Source organism: Stenomitos rutilans (genome assembly GCF_059505485.1).
This window is the reverse complement of the sequence record NZ_JCACKR010000048.1, coordinates 43,502-65,792: the sequence shown is the minus strand read 5'-3', so window position 1 is coordinate 65,792 and position 22,291 is coordinate 43,502. Positions and strand designations below refer to the sequence as shown.

16 protein-coding genes are annotated in these 22,291 nt (G+C 49.5%); 13 read left to right on the top strand and 3 right to left on the bottom strand.

Going from position 1 to position 22,291, the window contains the following annotated elements:
• Positions 1–217: 217 nt before the first annotated feature.
• Positions 218–1,957, bottom strand: a complete 1,740-nt coding sequence (gene kdpA / locus AC5JLP_RS07955; RefSeq protein ID WP_496067389.1) for a potassium-transporting ATPase subunit KdpA — start codon at positions 1,955–1,957, stop codon at positions 218–220.
• A 641-nt stretch (positions 1,958–2,598) separates the two neighbouring features.
• Here kdpA and AC5JLP_RS07950 point away from each other — a divergent pair.
• Positions 2,599–3,282, top strand: a complete 684-nt coding sequence (locus tag AC5JLP_RS07950) for a GUN4 domain-containing protein (RefSeq protein WP_496067388.1) — start codon at positions 2,599–2,601, stop codon at positions 3,280–3,282.
• 252 nt (positions 3,283–3,534) lie between these two features.
• On the opposite strand, the gene AC5JLP_RS07945 is transcribed toward AC5JLP_RS07950, so the two are convergent.
• Together AC5JLP_RS07945 and rpe are read right to left on the bottom strand one after the other, a co-directional pair.
• Positions 3,535–5,091: a glycosyltransferase family 39 protein gene (locus AC5JLP_RS07945; protein WP_496067387.1), complete on the bottom strand. Its 1,557-nt coding sequence runs from the start codon at positions 5,089–5,091 to the stop codon at positions 3,535–3,537.
• 170 nt (positions 5,092–5,261) lie between these two features.
• Complete coding sequence (rpe, locus tag AC5JLP_RS07940; protein WP_496067386.1) at positions 5,262–5,972, bottom strand: ribulose-phosphate 3-epimerase; 711 nt, start codon at positions 5,970–5,972, stop codon at positions 5,262–5,264.
• Between the two features lie 244 nt (positions 5,973–6,216).
• Here rpe and AC5JLP_RS07935 point away from each other — a divergent pair, with 244 nt between their 5' ends.
• The 12 genes from AC5JLP_RS07935 to urtE all read left to right on the top strand — a co-directional run bounded on the left by AC5JLP_RS07935 (position 6,217) and on the right by urtE (position 22,228).
• Positions 6,217–7,890 carry a S8 family serine peptidase gene (locus tag AC5JLP_RS07935; RefSeq protein WP_496067385.1) on the top strand — a complete coding sequence of 558 codons (1,674 nt, stop codon included), beginning with the start codon at positions 6,217–6,219 and terminating at the stop codon, positions 7,888–7,890.
• A 663-nt stretch (positions 7,891–8,553) separates the two neighbouring features.
• A complete protein-coding gene (locus tag AC5JLP_RS07930; protein ID WP_496067384.1) occupies positions 8,554–10,530 on the top strand; it encodes a hypothetical protein in 1,977 nt (658 codons plus the stop codon).
• Between the two features lie 224 nt (positions 10,531–10,754).
• Positions 10,755–11,525, top strand: a complete 771-nt coding sequence (locus AC5JLP_RS07925) for a glycosyltransferase family 2 protein (RefSeq protein WP_496067383.1) — start codon at positions 10,755–10,757, stop codon at positions 11,523–11,525.
• A complete protein-coding gene (locus tag AC5JLP_RS07920; protein WP_496067382.1) occupies positions 11,518–12,585 on the top strand; it encodes an NAD-dependent epimerase/dehydratase family protein in 1,068 nt (355 codons plus the stop codon). Before AC5JLP_RS07925 ends, AC5JLP_RS07920 begins: the two co-directional genes overlap by 8 nt.
• Positions 12,586–12,637: 52 nt before the next feature.
• The gene (locus tag AC5JLP_RS07915; RefSeq protein ID WP_496067381.1) at positions 12,638–14,908 is read left to right on the top strand and encodes a glycosyltransferase family protein; all 2,271 of its coding nucleotides are present in this window, start codon (positions 12,638–12,640) and stop codon (positions 14,906–14,908) included.
• Between the two features lie 67 nt (positions 14,909–14,975).
• Positions 14,976–16,040, top strand: coding sequence for an NAD-dependent epimerase/dehydratase family protein (locus tag AC5JLP_RS07910; RefSeq protein ID WP_496067380.1), 1,065 nt, complete (start codon positions 14,976–14,978; stop codon positions 16,038–16,040).
• Between the two features lie 31 nt (positions 16,041–16,071).
• Entirely contained in the window at positions 16,072–16,677 is a 606-nt protein-coding gene (gene ureG, locus AC5JLP_RS07905) for an urease accessory protein UreG (protein ID WP_496067379.1), read from the top strand.
• A 191-nt stretch (positions 16,678–16,868) separates the two neighbouring features.
• Entirely contained in the window at positions 16,869–18,269 is a 1,401-nt protein-coding gene (locus AC5JLP_RS07900) for an ABC transporter substrate-binding protein (RefSeq protein ID WP_496067378.1), read from the top strand.
• A gap of 145 nt (positions 18,270–18,414) precedes the next feature.
• Positions 18,415–19,362, top strand: a complete 948-nt coding sequence (gene urtB / locus AC5JLP_RS07895; protein ID WP_496067377.1) for an urea ABC transporter permease subunit UrtB — start codon at positions 18,415–18,417, stop codon at positions 19,360–19,362.
• Between the two features lie 27 nt (positions 19,363–19,389).
• On the top strand, positions 19,390–20,643 hold the full coding sequence (urtC, locus tag AC5JLP_RS07890) for an urea ABC transporter permease subunit UrtC (protein WP_496067376.1): 1,254 nt from the start codon (positions 19,390–19,392) through the stop codon (positions 20,641–20,643).
• A 99-nt stretch (positions 20,644–20,742) separates the two neighbouring features.
• Positions 20,743–21,540: an urea ABC transporter ATP-binding protein UrtD gene (gene urtD, locus AC5JLP_RS07885; protein WP_496067375.1), complete on the top strand. Its 798-nt coding sequence runs from the start codon at positions 20,743–20,745 to the stop codon at positions 21,538–21,540.
• Positions 21,515–22,228 (top strand): urea ABC transporter ATP-binding subunit UrtE, encoded by a 714-nt coding sequence (urtE, locus tag AC5JLP_RS07880; RefSeq protein WP_496067374.1) that lies wholly within the window; start codon positions 21,515–21,517, stop codon positions 22,226–22,228. The genes urtD and urtE overlap by 26 nt, the downstream gene beginning before the upstream one ends.
• The last annotated feature ends 63 nt before the right edge of the window (positions 22,229–22,291 follow it).

Genomic DNA, 22,291 nt, shown 5'->3' with positions numbered 1-22,291 from the left:
CCGCTGGAATGAAGCAAAGCAATGCTACTGTCACTGAGCATGCAGTCTAAGGACGAGTTTCTGACTGGCGAGAAGCGTGAGGATTAGCACAGCCCCCAGACCAAAGAAATTAGCAACGGAGAGAGGACTGGAGCGATATATATTGATTGCCTGCTGCAAGCCAGGAGAAACGCCTTCAGCACAGGTCAGAGAAGTTTCGGGGATCATATAGCATCACTTACCCAATCCCCTTGGCAATCTGAAAGGCTTCGGCGATCGGCCCCAACGCCAGCACCGGAAAGAACGACAGCGCACCCATAATCAAAATCACGCCTGCTGTCACACCCGTAAAGAGCCAGGTATCGGTGCGAAGCGTGCCAGTGGTCATTGGCACGGGCTGCTTGCGCGACATACTATCAGCCAACAGCAGCAACGCCACGATCGGCACATAGCGTCCCACCAGCAGGCTAAAGCTCGCGCTAAGATTCCACCACAGCGCTGAGGGAGCAGGTTGGCTGTCCAATAGCCCTTCAAAGCCAGAACCATTATTAGCCGCTGCGGAAGCGTATTCGTAAAGCACCTCTGTCAAACCGTGAAAACTGGGGTTGGCAATACCGTTGTAGAAGCCCTGTAAAGTGGTTCCATCCGGAGCGCTCGGCAACGCCATTGCGATCGCGCCGGGAATGAGAATGGCGATCGGATGCACCAGTAGAATTAAAAAGCTTGCCAGTACAACCTCTCGCTTCTCAATCTTGCGTCCCAAAAATTCGGGAGTGCGACCCACCATCAGCCCTGTCACAAAGACTGCCAACAGCAGGTAGGCAAAGAGATACGCCGTGCCCGTCCCCTGCCCACCCCAAATAATTTGCAGAAACATATTTGCCAGCGTGACAAAGCCACCATTGGGCATAAACGAATCGTGCAAGCTATTGACCGCACCACACATTGTTCCGGTTGTAATGGCAGCAAACAAAGCAGACTGTGCCCACCCAAACCGGACTTCCTTCCCTTCCAGGTTCGGCGCTTGACCACCCAGCAACGCATTCACTGCCGGATTGCCGTTATACTCACCGATCGCCGTCACAATGATAAACGTCACCGAAATCGCCAGCACCATCCCATACACCAACCAGGCTTGCTTGCGATTATTAGCAAACACGCCATAGGTATAAATAAACGAGGCTGGAATCGCCACCATGCCCACAATCTGCAACAAATTGGTAAAGGGGTTGGGATTCTCGAAGGGATGCGCCGAGTTGATGGCAAAGAATCCGCCACCATTCTCACCAAGCTGCTTGAGGATTTCATAGTGAGCGACAGGCCCCCGCGCGATCGCTTGACTAATGGCAGGATTTTCCAGTGTGGGAATGACCACAGGGCCTGCCAGCGTTTCTGGGACACCCGCCGCAATGAAAAGGATCGTACCGATAATACCGATCGGCAACAGAATGCGAGTAATGGATAACGTCAGATCCACATAAAAATTACCGAGTGGTCTACCCGTCAAGCCACGAATAAATGCAATCCCGACCGCTAATCCAGTTGCAGCCGAGACAAAAAACATATATCCTAACCCTGCAAACTGTGCGAAATACCCGTAGGTCGATTCGCCAGAATAGTGCTGCTGATTGGTATTTGTGATAAATGAAATCACCGTATGTAATGTAGTGTCCCAGGTCGGCGCACTCAACCCGGTTGGGTTAAACGGTAACCACGCTTGATTCACAATGATCAACGCTAGCAGCAGCGCCATCGCGAGATTGCTGTAAAGCACCGATCGCGCATACTGCCAACCCGTCATATCTTCACGGCTCTGTACGCCACTAAGTTTCAGAATGATCTGCTCGATCGGTTTTAAGAGTGGGTCTAAAAAAGTTCGCTGTCCTAAATAGACACGAGCCATATACTCCCCAAGAACAGGAGTAATTGCTACCACAATGAGTAGCGTTAATGCAATTTGAATCCATCCTTGAAGCATGGGTTCACTGAACTCCAGTTGAACGTTGAATGTGAACCTCTGACCGAAAACCGATTGTCATTAAAATTTCGTGTTTGAACGGATACCATTCTTGAAGTCAATCAGCTTTGCCACACAATCTATCCATAAAAGCAACAAGCGATCGCCCTCATCAACAGTTCCTCTAAACGCAATCAAAAGCCTTTTGTAAAGAAGCCTAAGAAGCAGCCAGAGCAATCATGACAAACGTTTCGGTAGAGCAGCTTTTCTGCCAATGCCAATTAGCACTTATAAAAGCTTTCAACTCCAATCATGGAAGATTTTATGGAAAACCACAAGTATAATTTGTCCCTACAGATTTGTATACTTCTTGCCTTATCTCTTGAAAACTAGAAGCGTTCGGTTCGTTTAGATGTATCTATATCTCAACATATAAAGATCATCTAAACAGCTCAATCTCTTCAGTTCTGTGCTGTTTTCTGACTCAGTAGAAAGTTAAACTTTGCGTATAGCCCTATTACTTTTGTAGCTATTGTTTCATTGCTCAATTATTCAGTTTCTCTATTGTTCTAAGACGCTTCTACCCATTAACTGTTCTCTTCTCTAGCAGTTGAGCAGCGGTTGACAGAGAATCCTTTTGTCTTAAATGCACCTTCGATCGTATGCCACAAAAAAATGAAACTCCGGCTTTAATACTTGCCTTTTTAATCACCGCTAGCTTAATGGGTGGTGGGTTTTGGTGGTTTCGTCAGTCTGATACAAGGGTTAATTCATTCAGCGAGGCGAACTCTACTCACTCTGCTGCGCCACTCACTCCTTCTCCATCGCCTTCTACATCTGCACCCCTTGCTGCATCTGGGCAACTTGCACTCGCCAGCGATCGCCACGTCGATTACAGCCAATTGAAAGCCGACCTTCAGAAAAAAGATTGGAAAGCCGCCGATCGAGAAACCGACCTTCGCCTTCTCGATGCCGCAGGGCCAAAAGCCCAAGCACTGGGATACACTCCCCAGGATGAGATGGATACCTTCTCCTGCACAGACCTCAAAACAGTAGATGCGCTTTGGAGTGCTGCTAGCGAGGGTAAATTTGGCTTTACGGCACAGCAAAATATTTTGAAAGCACTGGGTGACTACCGCAAAATGTATGACCAGGTGGGATGGCAAACGCTTTCTGGCGAATGGCTGATTGCATGGACATACAACCCACAAACCAAGCGGATGGATTACAAGCAGGGCAGGGAACCCAACATGGCACCACCGCCTCCCGGTTACTTTCCAACAGTCGAGCGAGGCTATAATTTTAACGTGTCTCTCGATGGCGCACTGAAACGATGTGGTTTCTAGGTTGTGTTTTAAAACTCCTAATCGCTTCGTTGCTGAAGCTTCTGCCCCCTTTTCTTGTATGCCCAAAGGGCTTTAAGCCCCCAAGATTGGGGGACTTTGAAGCCTGTTTGGAAGCCCCCAGAATTGGGGGTGGGGGGCTTTCGAGGGTTTTAAAACACGCCCTAGGTTGTGCGCGATCGACTTCTCGCTCAACGCCAGTTGCGAAAATAATTTGCCATACATCCTGTATCACTTTTCTCACAATCTCTGTGATTATTGAACCTTCCACAGTTCATTCCACGAATCTTGAAAAATGGGTGTGAGCGATCGTTGATATTTCGCGATAAATTGGCGGCGAAACACCTCTGGAAGATTCATTAAAAAAATGTTGTGAGCGTCTTGAGGCAGTGTCTTAAGTGAAAAAGCATTACCAACGGGTGGCAACAACAAGAATTGAGCATCGGGCTTGAGAAGATAGCTCAAAGAGATCATGCTGGCAGGGTTATAGCCAAACGCATCGGTAACTATGAGCGGTCGATCGCTTCCATTGACGATCGCAGCAACCTGCTCATAATTGGCATTGAGTACCTTATTCCACCAGGTATTTGACTGTATGTATACACTGCTAGACGCAACTCCCATAGTCAGGAGAAGGGAAAAAACTAGCGTTGCAGCCTGCATTTTCCAGCGTTGCAGCCTGGTTAAATAGATGGCTAGAAGATAAGCAACCGCAATTTGCAGCCCAACAAAACAAGGAATGATATATCGTGTTACGGTGAACCGCTGCCCACCCGACAATAAATCCGGTAGTCCAAAGGCCAATGCGGTGCTACCAACAAAGGTCAGCATAAACCACCAGATTCGCCTGGAAGCATGACGGCAAAGCACAAATATCGCATACCCCTGGAGCATCAAAACAGGAATTGCAAACCCGTAAGCAACGGGATTACTCAACTCAAAATTGAAATCGACAAAGCTGCGGCTAAAATTAAAGATGGTGGATTGAATGCTGTCAATCAATGGCAACGGCACTGTAATCCACGAAGTCGAGCTTTCTAGTAACCCGCCAGACGTGGTCACAAAATACGCCCAGGGCATAAAGAGTAAGCCAACAACCAGAAGCGTAATGACAAAAAGCACCGTGCGCTTGCCAAGCCGCCAGGGCAGCTTCATCAACTGGTTGCCTTCATCTACAACAAGAAGGTAGAAAAAATGACCAACAGCAAGCCACACGGCAAATAAGGCTGTATAAAGTGTTGTCACCATTGACACCCCATACAAAACCCAGTTTCGCCAGGAAGGAGACCGAATGGCTTGCAACAAAAGCGTACTGCTAGCGAGGCTTAGAATTGTCCAAAGCCCATATTCCCGCGCTTCTTGCGCATAGACCAACTGGAAGGGCGAAACGGCGAAGAGGGCGATCGCGATCCAGCCGACAAGGGAAGATTCAAATAACTCGACACAAAACCAGTACACGGCTGGAAACAGCAGTAGGCTGAGCAATGCTGTAAACCCACGGGTGACGGTCGGAGAGGTTCCCCACACTTCTGCCCAAAACCGTAAAAGGATGTAGTACAGAGGCGGATGTTGAGCATCTTCAACGCCTTTGCGCGCAATCATATCTGTCAAAGACAACGTGGGTACAAAGTGCTGATAGGCCAGCAAATCTGCTGGTTTCACTACGGTGTTTTGAAACAGACCTCGGCTAAGATAATTTCCAGGGCGGGCAGTAATGACCATAGAGGTGTAGGCTTCGTCATGCCAGTACACCTTACGATCGAGGTGTATAACCCGAAAGCAGACTGCCAGCACCAGCAACGCGATACTCAAAAGGCGAACAATCCTAACCAGCCGAGGGTGAGGCGACGACATTAAGGATGACCTTTCAGCGCAACAGTTCCTACTAAGACATTAATCGGCGATTCTGTCATTAATGCTTATGACAAAGGGGGCGATCGTCACACGATCGCCCCCTCATGATCAAAACTGAAGACCAGACGCTAAACCTTCGCCAACTCTGGAGTTGGTCGCTTGCTGTTGCGAATGCCCTCGATCGCCTCAGCATAACTGGGGGCTTTGAACACAGCCGATCCAGCCACGATCGCGTTTGCACCCGCTTCCAGCACTTGCCAGGTGTTGTTACCTTTCAAGCCGCCATCCACTTCAATCCAGGGATCGAGACCCCGCTCGTCACACATTTGGCGCAACTGACGAATTTTGGGTATCACACCTGGAATAAAGCCTTGCCCGCCAAAGCCAGGGTTGACGCTCATGATCAAAACCAAATCGCAAAGCTCAAGCACATACTCAATCAGCTCTAGAGGGCTACCAGGATTCAGTACAACACCCGCAAGCTTACCCAATTCTTTAATTTGCCCCAATGTCCGGTGCAGGTGCGGCGAGGCATTATGTTCGCAGTGCACATAGATGTGATCGGCTCCGGCTTTGGCAAAGTCTTCCACATACTTTTCTGGCTCCACAATCATCAGATGAACGTCGAGCGGCTTTTGGGTCACGGGGCGAATTGCCTCTACAATCAGCGGGCCGATCGTGATATTGGGGACAAAGCGACCATCCATCACGTCTACATGAATCCAATCGGCACCAGCCTCATCAACCGCGCGAATTTCGTCGCCCAAGCGGCTAAAATCGGCTGATAGAATCGATGGAGCAACGACAATCGGCTTTTTACTGGATGGCGTTTGGGTCATGGCGGTATGGATCTCCTAGCGGCGCTGTATTGTAGTTAGTTTAACAAACTGTGATTCAAGTCCCTAGTAGATTGTCAACTTTGAGTGAAGGGATCGATGAGTGGCTGAGTGCCTGTGCTGAACGACTCATTGACGCCTAATCAACTTCGCCTTGAGAGCCAGAAAATCGTTGGGTTTATTGCTTGAGGATTCTTAATGCCTCAAAAAATGCTTGGCAAAACACTAATCTTGTGGAGAAACCGTTGTGGCGTGGCGGCAAGTTCTGAGAACGATAGTCTGGTTCAGTGGAGGCGTGTGCGCGATCGTACTCGGTGCCACCGCAGCAGTTAGCAAAGCCCCACAGTCGAGTTCAGTCGGGGAAGCTGGCATTGACGCCTTACGACTACACGCTCCGCCGTATAACCTGATTGGACGCAAAATTGCGATCGGTCAGGTGGAAATCGGTCGCCCAGGTCAGTTTGGCATTGATAAAGCCGTCACGCAACATCGCACCGTACCGCTGGTACGCGTCTTTTTCCGTGATTCTCCAGCTCGCATGAACGCCAATGTGGATGGTCATGCTCAAAACGTTGCCAGCATTATGATCAGCGCAGCAAAGGGGCTACCGGGTGTAGCACCAGGGGCGCGACTGTATTCATCAGCCGCTGGAACGCCCAAACGTTACGGGCAACCCGAAGAATGCTTATCGGCTCAATATGTCGCGGAACAAAACGGCGGCGATGTACGAGCTATCAACTTCAGTTTTGGTGAGTCGTTGCGGCAAGATCCGCGATCGAATCCAACGCTAGACGGTAATGCCCTGCTGACCCAGTGTATTGATTGGTCTGCCCGTGTGCATGACGTGCTATATGTCATTGCAGGCAATCAGGGCAAGGGCGGCATTTCCATTCCCACCGACAATTTCAACGGCATTAATGTTGCTTTTACAACCCGGTTAGAAGGCATCTTTCGCAAGCTTGACTTTGCCAACCTGGGTGATGCGTCTGGGTCAGGTTCTGCGATCGCGGGTATCGAAAGTAACGTCGGGCCACGCCGCGCGATTGGGCTGGTGGCTCCCGGTAACGATGTCAGCCTGGTTGCTCTCAATGGTAGTCTGATGACCTCCAGCGGCACGAGCTTTGCGGCTCCTCACGTCACGGCAACCGTAGCGCTACTGCAAGAATATGGCGATCGCCAACTGCGGCGAAGTTGCATACAGCCGGGCTGTACCCTCCCCTGGACACTTGATGCGCGGCGTGAGCAAGTCATGAAAGCCGTGCTGCTCAACTCAGCAGACAAGATCCAAGATGCAGGTGATGGGCTTACTCTTGGCATGAGCCGCACCATCCTGAACAAGAACAATCGTAGCTGGATTGAATCTGATGCTTATAGCGATCGCAAAGTACCCCTAAACACTCAGATGGGTGCAGGGCAACTAAACGCCTTTCGCGCTTATCAGCAGTTTAGCCCCGGTCAGTATGCCCCAATTGCAGCCGTACCCGCGATCGGGTGGGACTACCGCACGGTAGGGCTAAAAAGTGAGAGCGAAGGGAAAACTAAAGCAGCCGAAGCCGATACGCCGTCGTTTCGAGATTATGTGCTGGACAAACCGTTGCAAAAGGGAAGCTTTGTCTCCGCAACACTCGTTTGGAATCGGCTAGTGGAACTGATAGACAAAAACAACAACGGTGAGTTTGACATGGAGGAAAGCTTCCGCGATCGCGGCTTGAACACCCTCACGCTTTACCTCATGCGTGCCGATGACAACGATGTCAATCAGAGTATCTGGTCATCGATCAGCGATGTTGATAGCGTCCAGCATCTTTTTCATCCAGTGCCTGAAACCGGACGATACAAATTGCGCGTACAGTTTCAGCGCCAGGTTAATGAAGCCACCCAGCCCTACGCGATCGCCTGGTGGACAAGGCCTGCTCATTAAGTTCTCTAAACGTCTCTAACCGAATTCTCGAACCCGATGCTGCCTAATAACACGTTGCCCAGACATTTCAAGCTTACTTTTTCTTTGGTGGCTCTTATTACCTGCATGGGTTATCTTCTCATTCGGTTTCTGCCGAATTTGAGACCGCTTGCTACAGGACTCGATCCATCCTGGGTCTATGCCATTAACTATGCAGCAGATAAAGGCTTGGTTTTTGGAGAAGATATTATTTTTACGTATGGGCCGCTTGGCTATCTTCTGACAACAATGGGCTTTGAAAACAATACGTGGCTGACGTTTAGTTTTCAATTATTATTACACGCCTCGCTTGTTATTCTCACAGTCATTAAACTATGTAGTCTTAAAAGCTTTCTACAGCAGCTCATACTATTCATTGGCTTATGCTTTTTCTATCTTCTGGCAACTGGATTAGGTGTACCCCCTGAGTATCAGATTCTGCTCTTATTGTTCACTTTATTATCAAATGAGCTGTTATTACCCGTCCAAAAGATCAGACAGCAGGCCATTTTTCTGGGAGTATTTTCAGGTTTTGCACTGTTTACTAAGTTTACAATTAGTGTATGCACCTTTGTAGTGATCTTGATTTTCTTAAGTTTCAGGGCATATCAAGCCATTGAGCATAAGTTACATCAAGAAATCTCTTTGCTTGCGATTACTGATTTCTTCATCACGTTAGGAACCGTTTCCCTAATTCTGTTGAATCCTAACCGCCTGCAAGGCTTCGCTTACGTTGGGCTATGCCTTATCGTCTCTGGCACTGTAGTGCTCATCAAACAGGTTGCTGTAGCGGCCTTTTCTCGATGGCGATCGCAGCCCGAAGCCGCCGCTAGTGAGACCCAATTTAGGCAAAGAGTCACTGGTAAGTACCTTTTCTATCTCACCTATGGCTTGACTTTACTGCTTGTCATCCTGTTTTCCTCACCATCACTGCTTGCTTACATTAAAGGCTCACTAGAGATTGCGTCAGGATACTCAAGTGCAATGGGGATTGTAGGAGAGTTTCGCCACGTTTGGCTTGCAGCCTCTATTTTACTGTTCGTTTTAGCCTTTCTAGCGTCGGGTCTATACCGCAATGATTTGGGTTTTTCCTTATCACTTGCGGTGCTCCTATTCCTTAGCTTTAAACATGGTTTTGTGCGCCAGGGTAGCCATGAATTAATCTTTTTTGCTCTAGCGCCCTGGATTGTAGCCATGCAAATTTCCAGGCTTCGTTCAAAGCGAGGAATTCAGCTCGCATCCATTCTGTTTAGCTATACGCTGGTGGTATCCCTCTGGGGTGCGAGTTTGTTTCTCCCCTACCTTTCTAGTATCGATCGCTTCCTTGAGTTTCTAGCGCCACAAGCTGCAATGAATAATCTGGTTAATGTCATACACTTTGACCAGTATCGAGCGAATCTAGACAAATTGAGTCATGATAACTTTAAGCAACGGCGGTTGCCTTTGTCAGTTCAGAAAATGATTGGCAATCGATCGATCGATATTGTGCCCTGGGAAGCCGCGATCGCGGCTGCAAATGACATTAACTGGCAGCCAAGACCGATTTTTCAGTCTTACTCGGCCTACACCGCTTTCCTCGACAACACTAATTTGGAGAGCTTAGCCAAAGCGCCGAGAGATTACTTGCTTTACTCGTTTATGGCGATAGACGAGAGACATCCTTTTTTTGAAGAACCAAAAACCTTTCGCTATATTTTTTGCCATTACAACGTTTCTCAGCAACTGCCTGATTCCATTACATTAGGCTCAGAAACCGTAGCGATGCAGGCTGCCTTGCTAGAAAAGCTCCAAACAAGTATTTGCTTACCAGAAACAGCGGAGCAAACCTTTGCTTTGAAGTGGCGAGAGACAAAGTCTTTACCTGAGAATGGACTTGTAACCTATGCTGCGATCGAGTTTCGCTATTCATGGTTAGGCAAGCTTTACAAAGCCCTTTTTAGAACCCCACCCATCAGAATGCGAGTGACATACACCAATGGCACTGTTGGCATCTACAGAGTTGTGCCAGACAACGCTCAAAATGGCCTTTTGCTAAGCTACTTACCAAAAGATCAAGCAGAAGCTGTCTCGCTATTGAGTGGTCATCCCCTAACAGCCGTCAGCTCTTTTCAGCTATTGACGAACAACCCAATGGTCTTTCAACCTGACGTGGAAGTAAAACTCGCCTCTTTCCCAGTCAATCTGCCTCAGCAGCAGCCAGTGTTTGATCTAGCACAGCTTCAGCAAACGACATTTATTGCTCAGCCAGATTCTAATTTGGCTGGTTATATTGACATAGCCCAGGTAAATGAGAGTGGTTCCCTTAAGAATACGCTGACTTTTGCAGGGTGGGCATTGGCTAAGAACTCTGCGGCTAGCCATTGGGTCATCCTCACAATAGGAACGGAACATCGAATACTGGGCATCGTCAAAACTGGCACTGCTCGACCCGATGTGGCAAACGCTTTGAAGGATGAGCGTTATCAAAACTCCGGTTGGTCAGCTACTCTTGATCTAGCAGGCTTACCGCGAGGGAAACACTCTTTTGATGCTTGGGTCTATGATGCATCTAACCAGACGGCCCTACGTATTGCTCAACGGCAAGTTGTGCTGCCTCAATTAAATCCTGCCCCCCCTGGTTGAGTGACAGGACTCTCTCACCGCTCCCAGAGCGGCTAGGGTGAGGGTGGTGCGGGCAATCAGTCAAAAGATTTGTCAGTTAATCAGCCCTGAACCCTAAAGGCATCGCTGCGGCAATCATCTTTGAGGCTATCGCTTGCTAAGCATTGTGGATGTTATGATTGCACGTTGTGGTGGGACAGTAGCTCTTTAAACGGCTAAACCAAGGACAAAGGCGCGGAGGAGTGATGAAACTATCGATCGTGATTCCAGCTCACAACGAGCAGGATTGTTTATATGGAACGGTGAGCGCTCTGGTTGAGATACTACAGCGAGAGAGAATTCATCACGAAGTTTTGATTATTAATGACAACAGCAGCGACAATACTTTATCCGTTTGTCAGCAGTTGACCTTAGACTTTTCTAGCGTGCGCTATCTCTGTAACCAACCACCTAATGGGTTTGGCTTTGCAATTCGTCGCGGCCTAGCAGAGTTTGATGGCGATGCGGTGGCGATCGTGATGGCTGATGCGTCGGACGATCCAAACGATCTAATTGCAGGGTACTACAAGCTGCTAGAAGGGTATGACTGCGTGTTTGGCTCTCGCTTCATTAAAGGCGGCAAGGTTGTCGATTATCCGATTCACAAGCTGTATATTAACCGATTGGCAAACTGGTTCATCAAAGTGCTCTTTCGGTTGCACTACAACGACACAACCAATGCGTTTAAGCTTTATCGGCGTGATGTGATCGAAGGGGTACAACCGATTCTGAGCCACCATTTTAATCTCACGGTTGAATTGCCCTTAAAGGCGATCGTGCGTGGCTTTTCCTATGCCGTTATTCCCAATCGCTGGTATAACCGCAAAACGGGCATTTCCAAGCTCAAGATTAAAGAAATGGGCAGTCGTTATCTGTTTATTGTGCTGTACATCTGGTTGGAAAAGTACCTGTCACGGGGCGATTATCACCGCAGCAAAGGTCGGGCGGCTGTTTCTGAGTTAAAGCTGAATGCCTGAGCATGTGTTGATTTTGGGTGGTGCCGGGTTTGTAGGCAGTGCTTTGGCGATCGGGCTAAAGCAATACCATCCCGATTGGAACATTACCTGCCTCGATAATTTACGGCGACGCGGCTCCGAGCTGAATCTATCGCGTTTGAAAGAGCTGGATATTGCGTTTGTGCATGGCGATGTGCGATCGCCTTCTGACTTAGAGCCGAGTGCATTTCCAGTGCAGACCATCATCGATTGTTCAGCCGAACCGTCAGTATTAGCCGGGTTCAGTTCGCCGCAATACGTCCTGCAAACCAACCTCATTGGGACGATCAACATTCTGGAACTGGCACGGCAGGCGCAGGCACGGGTGCTATTTCTCTCGACCAGCCGGGTTTATCCCATTCAGGCGCTGAAGTCGCTGACCTTGAAAGAAGGTGCCACTCGCTTTGAGCTAACTCCGGAGCAGGCATTAGCAGGTGTTTCGCCCAATGGCATTGCCGAAACTTTTGGTCTGGACGGTGCCCGATCGCTCTACGGTGCGACCAAGCTAGCGTCCGAACTGCTGATCACGGAGTATCAGGACGCATACGCTATGCCTGCGATCGTCAACCGCTGTGGCGTTCTCACTGGGCCGTGGCAGATGGGAAAGGTGGATCAAGGGGTGTTTACCCTCTGGATGGCAGCGCATTATTTTGGAAAAGCGCTAAGCTATATCGGCTTTGGCGGCACAGGCAAACAGGTAAGGGATCTGCTGCACATTGATGATTTGCTCCGTTTAGTGGAGTATCAGTTAGCGCATTTTTCGGCTCTGGATGGTGAAGTGTTCAATGTGGGTGGGGGCACGAACAGTAGTCTATCACTGGTTGAAACGACGCAGCTTTGCGAAGCGATTACCGGAAAAACGATTTCGATCCAGTCTGTCCTTGAAGACCGTCCCGGTGATGTGCCCCTTTTTATTACCGATTCGCAGAAGGTGATCCAGCAAACAGGCTGGCAGCCGAAGCTGACTCCAGAGGAAACGCTCCGATCGATTTATCACTGGATTGCTGACAACGAAGCGATTTTACGCTCCGTCCTGGGGTGACGAAGGTTGCGGCAACGAATTCAGCGTGACGTTAAGGAACTCGCAGGGTCGTATGCCGATTCAAATGCTTCGATGCCATCCACTCCTGATAAGAGCTTTGGGGCTAGTGTGCCTGGGCGTTGTGCTGGTTGGTGTAACGCTGACCGTCATCTGTGGGAGCGATCGTGTCCTAGCACCGAGCCGATCTGGGTATGTCGTCACAGGCCAGTTTGCCTTGAATGGCAGTCCTGAGGTCAGAAAAAGTACGGTTCAAACGCTGAAAAAACGAGGTGAAGGGATTGTTCTTTGGGGTTCGTGGACTCAGGGCGATCGACAGACAGGTCAACTCATGTCACCCTCTTTTCCAGCACCGCTGTTGTTGAGTCTCTTTGTTTCAGGCGAACCCTCTACGGACGGCAATAGGCTACTGATTGAGCGCATCTCGACCAGAGAACAGCGTGACTTGCGTCTACCGCCTTTAGGTCAGCGATGGCAAGAATTGTACTGGGTGTTGCCGCTGGACTGGCGCAACCAACTAATCAAGGTCATTGCTATTGACGGTAGCCAAAAGGCTCAAGGCTGGCTGGGCGTGAGTTCGCCGTTGCAGGTGAGCTTTCTGAGTTTCCTGGGTCGGCAATGGTCGGCGATCGGGTTAGTGCCCCTCTATTTGCTTTACTTTGCTCTGTTTCTTACCCCAGGGTTGCTGCTTGCTAAAGTCCTGGTGCAACGTGGCACGCTTCACCCTGCGTTAACCGTCATCCTGGCAATGGCGATCAATGCGCTGATTGGCTATGCAACGTTCTGGGTTTACCTGCTCAACGCCAATCTCGGTACAGGCCTTAGCGTTTGTATACTTTTGGCAACCGTTGTAGGCATCGCCTGGGGTCGTCAACGAAAGATGCACTTGTTTCTTGCCACTCCAGATCTTGCATGGCCTCTCTTATTAATGCTGCTGGTAGGTCTGGGGTATACCGCCATCCTCTACACAATCAATCTGGGTGTCGTACCAGAAATGGTGGCTCAAGTTCGCTTTTTTGATGGCTTTCCTCCAGACAACGTGTTGCCCAAACTCTTTGCCGATCGCCTCTATGACGGTAAAGATCCTCGCCCCTTGCTGGGTGAATGGCTGAGCAGCGATCGCCCACCGCTGCAAACAGGCATCATGCTGGTACAGCGCCCCCTCTCATTTTTAAGTGGGGCAAGAGGGCTACATTACCAAATCCTGAGCACGATCGCGCAATGCTCCTGGGTTGCGACGATGTGGGCACTGTGCCGCCGCTTGACTTTTTCAGGATGGCAGATCGCTCTAACGCTGGCGTTTTCGATCGGCTCCGGTTTCTTTTTCTTCAATAGTGTCTACGTTTGGCCCAAATTACTAGCCGCCGCGTTCGTTGTCCTTGCCTTCACGCTGTTGCTCTCGTCAGTATTGGAGTCGCGTCGTCCCTCAACCCTTGAGTGTGGGCTAGCAGCGGGTAGTGCGGCGTTGGGGATGTTATCGCACGGAGGGGTAGTGTTTACCTTGCCCGCGATCGTGCTCATGCTGATCAGGCCACGCTCTTTCCCAAAGAGGCACCAGATCGTGCTTGGCTGTTTAGTCTTTGGCCTGTTGCTTGCACCGTGGTCAGCCTATCAGAAATTTTATGAGCCACCTGGCAATCGTTTAGCAAAATGGCACATTGCAGGCGTGGTTCAAATCGATTCTCGTTCAACCATACAGGCTATTAAAGACTCTTATAACCGCTTGAGCTTGGCTCAGATTGCTAATAACAAGTGGGAGAATTTAAAGATACTTGCCGCTAGTCCAGAGACAGGGATGCTGTCTCCCAAATTAACTCGTGAGAAAGAGTTTTTTCATCTCACCAGAAGCCTTGGTCTTTTGAATCTTGGGTGGTTTCTTTGGTGCGCCATCTTATTACTGAAACGAACCAAGCTGTCGCCACAAATTAAACCTATCTCTCTTGTCTTGGGAGTGAGTGTTTTTAGCCTTTTGTTTTGGGTTCTGGTCATGTTTGGGCCTGCTACGACGATTCTTCATCAAGGCTCCTATGCCACGGTGATCCTCTTATTCATTGGGTTAGCTGGTGTGATAACTCGATTGCCTCAACTGCTGGTGTACGCTGTACTTGCGCTTCAAGCTCTCTGGTTTGTCATCAATTGGGTACTCGCACCCTCCTGGAGTATGCAAGGATATCTTCTGACGGCTCCCAATCTTTTTCTGTCAGGGGTCGCGGTTGTTTGCCTACTTAGTATTAGCCAAACTTTAAGACGGATCATGCAGGCATCTTTTACTGACACGATCGCGGTTATAGAGCCTCACACGAAGACTCTACCTGAAACGTCGTAGAGATTTTAACGGTTTAATTGTAAGGTATTGATACTTTGCATTGAGTATTGATAAAGAGTGTTCAGGTATGCCTACAGTCTTAGTTACGGGTTCTGCTGGATTAATTGGGTCTGAGTCGGTGCATTTCTTTGCACGCTTGGGGTTCCATGTGATTGGCATTGATAATGATTTGCGTGCTTACTTTTTTGGGCAAGCGGCTTCAACGCAGTGGAATCGTAACGTCCTCAAAGACAAGTATGGCGACCAGTATCATCACTACGACCTGGACATTCGCGATCGTGATGCAATCGAAGCCATCTTTAAAGACCATGCTGGCGTGATCGACCTGATCATCCATACGGCTGCACAGCCGTCCCATGATTGGGCTGCTAGCGATCCGCATATGGATTTTACCGTGAATGCAAATGGTACGCTGGTGCTGTTAGAAGCCACGAGGCAGCACTGCCCTGATGCAGTATTTATCTTTACTTCTACCAACAAAGTGTATGGCGACACGCCAAACCTGTTGCCATTAGCAGAACAAGAGTCCCGTTGGGAAATTGCTACCGATCATCCCTATTGGATTGGTATCGACGAATCTATGTCGATCGACCAGTCTAAACACTCGCTTTTTGGTGCGTCGAAAGTGGCAGCAGATGTGTTGGTGCAAGAGTATGGGCGCTACTTTGACATGAAGACGGCTAGCTTCCGAGGCGGTTGTCTTACCGGGCCTTCCCACTCAGGAGCCAAGTTACACGGCTTTCTCGCGTACTTAATGAAATGCACGATCGCGTCGGAACCGTACACCATCTTTGGCTACAAGGGCAAACAGGTTAGAGACAACATTCACAGCAATGATTTAGTCAATGCTTTCTACCACTTCTACCAAAATCCTCGCTGTGGAGAAGTGTACAACATTGGGGGGGCGCGCCATAGCAATTGTTCCATGCTAGAAGCGATCGCCATTTGTGAAGCGATGTCTGGCAAAAAGCTGCAATACACCTATGCGGAAGACAACCGCTCTGGCGATCACATCTGGTATATTTCCGATGTACGGAAGTTCCAGTCGCACTATCCCAACTGGCAATATCAGTACGATTTGCCAGCCATTCTCAAAGATATTTACACTGCGCAGATTGCTAGAGCTAGTTAAGAAAGCAGAACGTTACAGGTCGTGAAATCCTATGAGCGCATTTCGAGTGGGAGTGGCAGGGCCAGTCGGGTCTGGTAAAACAGCGCTGGTGGAGGCATTGTGCAAAACGATGCGCGATCGCTACCATTTAGCCGTCGTCACCAATGATATTTATACCCAGGAAGACGCGCAGTTTTTGGTGCGGAGTCAGGCGTTGGAGGGCGATCGCATTCGTGGTGTGGAAACGGGTGGCTGTCCTCATACTGCGATTCGGGAGGATGCGTCGATGAACCTGGCGGCGATCGAAGAATTGGAGCAACACTTTCTCAATCTCGATCTGGTGTTTGTCGAAAGTGGGGGAGACAACCTGGCAGCCACGTTCAGCCCCGAATTAGTCGATCTCACCATTTACGTTATTGATGTAGCGGGCGGCGACAAAATTCCCCGTAAAGGTGGGCCGGGTATTACAAAGTCTGATCTTTTAATCATCAATAAGATTGATCTAGCTCCTTATGTGGGTGCCGATCTAGACGTGATGGATCGAGATGCGAGAAAAATGCGGGGTGCCAAGCCTTTTGTGTTTTCTAATCTTAAAACTCAGGACGGGCTACCGATCGTGATTGACTTTCTGGTTGCCAATTTACCGCCCTGCAGATGAATTGTGAGTCCACGACCACAGTTTGTATAATCCAATACAAATACCATGCAGTCGTAACTCTAATATCACACAGTATTGCAGCACTCCATCTATACGCGGAACGAATTAACAACGGCTGACGAGCGCCGATGTTGTCTTTGCTTCCTTAGCTTGTGCAGATAAGTGCTTTAAACGGTAAGGAGAATTGCTTCATGAAGTCGCGTCAGCCCCTGTTCATACTGGGTGGTATGAATCGTCGCCGGTTTATCCAGTATGGTTCGCTTGCACTTGGCTCTAGTATCGTCGCTGCCTGTTCGAGTGGCGGCGCTCCAACGGCTGAAACCTCTGCTTCACCGGGTGCTAGCCCAGTAGCATCGACCGCATCCGGTGACGGCATCAAGGTTGGGGTGATGTACTCCACCACAGGGTCGATCGCCATTGTAGAGAAGTCTCTGCAAGACGCGACCTTCCTGGCGATCGAGCAAATCAATGAAGGCAAAGGCCCTTGGGCTGGCAAGCAGGGCATTAAAGGCAAAAAGCTTGACATGGTGGTTGTAAACCCAGACTCCAACTGGGACTTGTACAACCAGATGTCCAAGCGCTTGATCGATGAAGACAAAGTAGTTTGCGTTTTGGGCTGCTACACTTCTGCCAGCCGCAAGTCTGTGCTGCCTGTCTTTGAAGAGAAAGACAAAATGCTGTACTACCCGGTGTATTACGAAGGCAACGAGTGTAGCTCCAACGTCATCTACACGGGTGCTGCACCAAACCAGCAGATCACAGACTCCATTCCATACTGCGCTAAGAACTTTGGGAAAAAAGGCTTCTTTATCGGTTCTGACTACATCTACCCTAAAGAAAGTAATCGGATCGCCAAGGCAGAACTGGTGAAAGCTGGCGGCGAAGTAGTCGGTGACGAATACGCCGCACTGGGCACCACCGAATTCATCACCATCATCAACAAGATCAAGCAGGCAAAGCCCGATTTTGTGTTGAGCAATCTGGTAGGTGACAGTATTCCTGCCTTTTACAAGCAGTACAAAGATGCGGGTTTGACGTCGGCAGACACGCCCATCATGGCGTACCCCACCACAGAAGAAGAAATTTTGGCGATGGGTTCTGAGTTCGCCGAAGGGCACTACACCAGCTTTAATTATTTCCAGTCGGTTGAGACGCCTGAAAACAAAGCGTTTGTGGAACAGTTCAAAGCAAAATTTGGGCAAGACCGTGTGACCAACGGTGTGATGGAAGCGGCTTATCTTCAGACATTTTTCATGGCGCAAGCGATGGAGAAAGCGATGGGTGAAGGTAAGGAACTGACCACTGCCAACCTGCGTGAAGCGACTCGTGGACAAGAGTTTAAGGCACCACAGGGTACGGTGAAAGTGGATCCAGACAACTACCACACCTATTTGTACTCCCGCATTGGTAAGTGGAAGTCTGACGGACAAGCAGAAATCGTCTTTGCAACGAAAGCAGCGGTGAAGCCAATTCCCTGGAGTCAGGCGCTCTACAAGGGTCGTCTGTGCAAGCATAAGACACCGGACGATCGCAGCAACCCCACTGTGGAAACCAAGAAAGACATTCCAGCTGAGTTTCTGAAGCAGGCTTAGCACGGTTAAGTTTGTGCCTGACTAGATGGGATCGCCTCTGGTCGGGCTTCTTTGACTGGGACTGAGTCTTGCTGGGACTGATGTTACTGAGACTGATGTTACTGAGACTGATGGTATAGATGCCGTTTTGGCGAAGTAGGGGGTCATGGATTTTGTTTCGTCTCTGGTATACCTGGCACAGTCATCTCCACCTGCCAAAAGCATTGACCCGATCGCCTTTGCCAATCAGCTTTTGAATGGTATTGGCATTGTCGGTATTTTGCTGCTCACGGGTTTGGGGTTGGCTATCACCTTTGGAGTCATGCGCATCATCAATCTGGCGCATGGTGAATTCATTATGTTGGGCGCTTACACCACGTTTGTGCTTCAGAAAAACTTCAAGATGGATTTGTTGCTCACCATTCCCTTCGCGTTTTTGCTGACAGCCATCATTGGCGCGATCGTGGAGCTGACCATCATCCGCAAGCTCTACGGGCGACCGCTGGAGACGCTGCTGGCAACGTGGGGACTCAGCATTGTGCTGCAAGGCATTGTCAAACTCATCTTTACGGCGCAACTCAAGTATGTGAAAGCGCCACCGTATATTAAGGGCAACCTGTCACTTTTCAAGGCGGGCGGCCAGTCAGTTGAAATTTCCTACTACCGACTCTTTATCATTTTTGTCGCACTGGTTCTGTTGGGATTGACGGCCTTCTTGCTCTATAAAACATCCCTGGGTCGTCAAATTCGTGCCGTCACACAGAACCGTGAGATGACCCGTTGCCTGGGTGTCAACACGAGCCTGGTGGATATGGTGACATTTGCCTATGGTTGTGGTCTGGCAGGCATTGCAGGGTCGGTCATTTCATCCCTCAAGAGTGTTGCACCGCCGATGGGACAAGATTACCTGGTGGATGCCTGGATGACGGTGGTAACGGGTGGTGTAGACAAATTAATCGGTGTACTCGCAGGTTCATTGCTGATTGGGGAAGCGAACTCAGCGATCGCTTATTTGCTGAACGACCCTGTAGCACGAGTGATTGTGCTCTTTTCGGTGATTGTGCTGATTCGCTACCGTCCTGAAGGTCTGTTTACGGTGCAGAAGCGAGCTTAGAGATTATCAATGTAGGGAGATTTCAACGTGACAGAGGTAATGGGTCGGCTGCGGCAATCAACCGTGCCAGTTAAGCTACTGGCGATCGGGGGCATTGGTTTTTTGATTCTCGCCATTCTGCCGTTTGTCGCGGGCGAGTTTCAAGCCAACTTGATGGCGAAGTTACTCCTATTTGGCGTACTGGCGATTTCGCTAGATTTGGTCTGGGGCTTCACGGGCATTCTCAGCTTTGCTCACGGCGTTTTCTTCACGCTGGGCGGGTATGCGATGGCGTACTACCTGAAGTTAAATCTCTCTGCCACTGCCAATAACTATGGGGGCACATTGCCAGACTTTATGGTTTGGAATGGGTTGAAAGAGTTGCCGTGGTTTATTGCGCCGTTGCAGTTCTTTCCCATTGCGGCGATCGCAATGGTGGCGCTTCCAGCGGCTTTTGCTTACATTATCGGCTGGTTCATTTTTCGGTCTAAGGTCAGTGGGGTTTACATCACCATCATTACCCTGGCGATCGCCTCAGCGCTGACGACGTTTTTTGTGAGCCAACAGGCTTATACCGGAGGTACAAACGGCATTACAGATGTTTCTAAGCTCACCCTCTTTGGTGGTTTAGTCATTCCGCCGATCGGTCTGTACTTTATGATTTTGATCTTTGCTTCCTGTGTGCTGGCTGGAAGCTGGTGGTTAACGCAATCAAACTTCGGTTTGATCCTGCGTTCCATTAAAGAGAACGAAAAGCGCATTTCTTACCTGGGGTACGATGTTGCCAGCTTCAAGATCTTCGTCTGGACGTTATCGGCTGGGATTGCGGGTATTGCAGGTGGCTTGTTTGTGCCGTTGAATCGCTTCATCTCACCCGTTTATTTGGGCGTGGCCTTTGGGACGCAGGTGGTGATTTGGGTTGCGGTAGGCGGACGGGGTACGCTGGTAGGCCCTCTAATTGCAGCCATTTTGCTGGGACAGTTGCAAAACTCGGTCGATCGCGTTACGCAAGACTGGCAGTTGATCGTTGGTATTATTCTGCTGGTCGTAGTGCTGTTTCTACCGGATGGGTTGATGGGTTTGTTGCCAAAGCAGATCAAATCGGTAGCCAAGGAGAAATCCGCTCCCCTCACAAGCACCAGTTCGACATCAGGCTTTGTACAGGCGCGGGTGTTTGATTGGGTCACGCCGCTTCAACAGGGGTCGCGGTGGGTTGGGCGATCGCTGATGGCCTTCAAAGCTGTACGTCCCTCATCCAGTGGTACTCCTCGTCCGATAAAAGGGCGCTCACGGGTTAAATAAGCCAATTCATCCCCAATGCAAATCGCTACTTAGGTCACAGAACGCATTGACCGGGGATGTTAGGTTACGGTAACAAACTGAACGTACAAGGCTAGGTTTATGGATACACTTGTGTCTGCCAATGAATCCAGGGCAGAACCCCTCGAAGCCATTCTCTCTGTCAGAGATGTCAAGGTCGTTTTCTCAGGCTTTCAGGCCATCAAGGGCGTGAGCCTGGATGTTGCTGATCGAGAAATTGTGACCATCATTGGGCCAAACGGTGCTGGCAAAAGTACGCTGCTTGACGCCATTGTGGGCAAATCTCCAGTGGCATCTGGGCATGTTTACTATCAGGGGCAAGATATTACCAATCGCAGTGCTCACGCGATCGCGCACATGGGCATTGGGCGCAAATTCCAGAATCCCAACGTTTACAACGAGCTGACCGTCTTTGATAACATTTTGTTGGCTTTAAAGGGATCTCACAGCGTCTTTTCATCCATCAAAGCCAAGCTTACCAGCGTTAAAAAAGCCAAAATTGAAACGGTCTTAGAGCGCATTGGTCTTTTGGACAAAGCGTTTAGCAGAGTCTCTTCCTTATCTCATGGTCAAAAGCAATGGATTGAAATCGGCATGGTGTTGGCTCAAGATCCCACTGTGGTATTGCTGGATGAGCCAACCGCAGGGATGACGCCTGATGAAACCCATGAAACGGGTGAGATTATCAAAACCCTTGCTAACCATCATGCCGTTGTGGTAATTGAGCATGACATGGAGTTTGTGAAGCAGATTGCCCAGCGTATTGTGGTGTTGCATCAGGGCGAGAAATTAACCGAAGGCTCCGTCCAGGAAGTCCAGTCAAATCCCAAAGTTATTGAGGTGTATTTAGGTCGTGAACGAATCGATGCCGCTGCTTAATTTAACAGATGTGACTGTTTCCTACGGTCAAACGCCTGTGCTGTTCAACGTCGATATGGCGGTTGAAAAGGGTGAAATTGCATGTATTTTGGGGCGCAATGGTGTGGGTAAAACGACGCTTTTGCGGAGTGTGATTGGCTTGAATAAAGTCATGTCTGGCAGCATTGTATTTGATGCTGATGAGATTACCAAAACCCCCACATACTTGCGTGCTCGCTATGGCATTTCGTTCATCCCCCAGGGACGCGAAATCATCCCTTACCTATCGGTGCTGGATAACTTGAAGTTGGGCATGACAGCCGCCAAAGACAAGCCGAAGAAAATCTCAGAAGAGGTGTTTGAGTTTTTCCCGATGCTCAAGCAGCATCTCAAGCGGCAGGGCGGGTTGTTGAGCGGTGGGCAACAGCAGCAGTTGGCGATCGCGCGTGGGCTGTTGAGCAATCCTAAAATCATGCTGCTGGATGAGCCAACGGAAGGCATTCAACCCTCGATCGTGCAAGAGATTGAAGATACCTTGAAACGCATTAATCGCGAAAAAGGCATCACGGTAGTGGTGGTGGAGCAAAAAATTGACTTTGCCCGTCAGCTTGCCCAAAAGTTTTTCATCATGGAAAAAGGCTCGGTCGTCGCAAAGGGCCATACCGCCGATCTCAGCGATGCGCTTGTGCACAAGTATCTTGCTGTCTAGTTTCCTCCCTGTAGCAAATGCCTGATTGGGCTAGCCTCGCAGCAACGACGCATGGCACTGCTC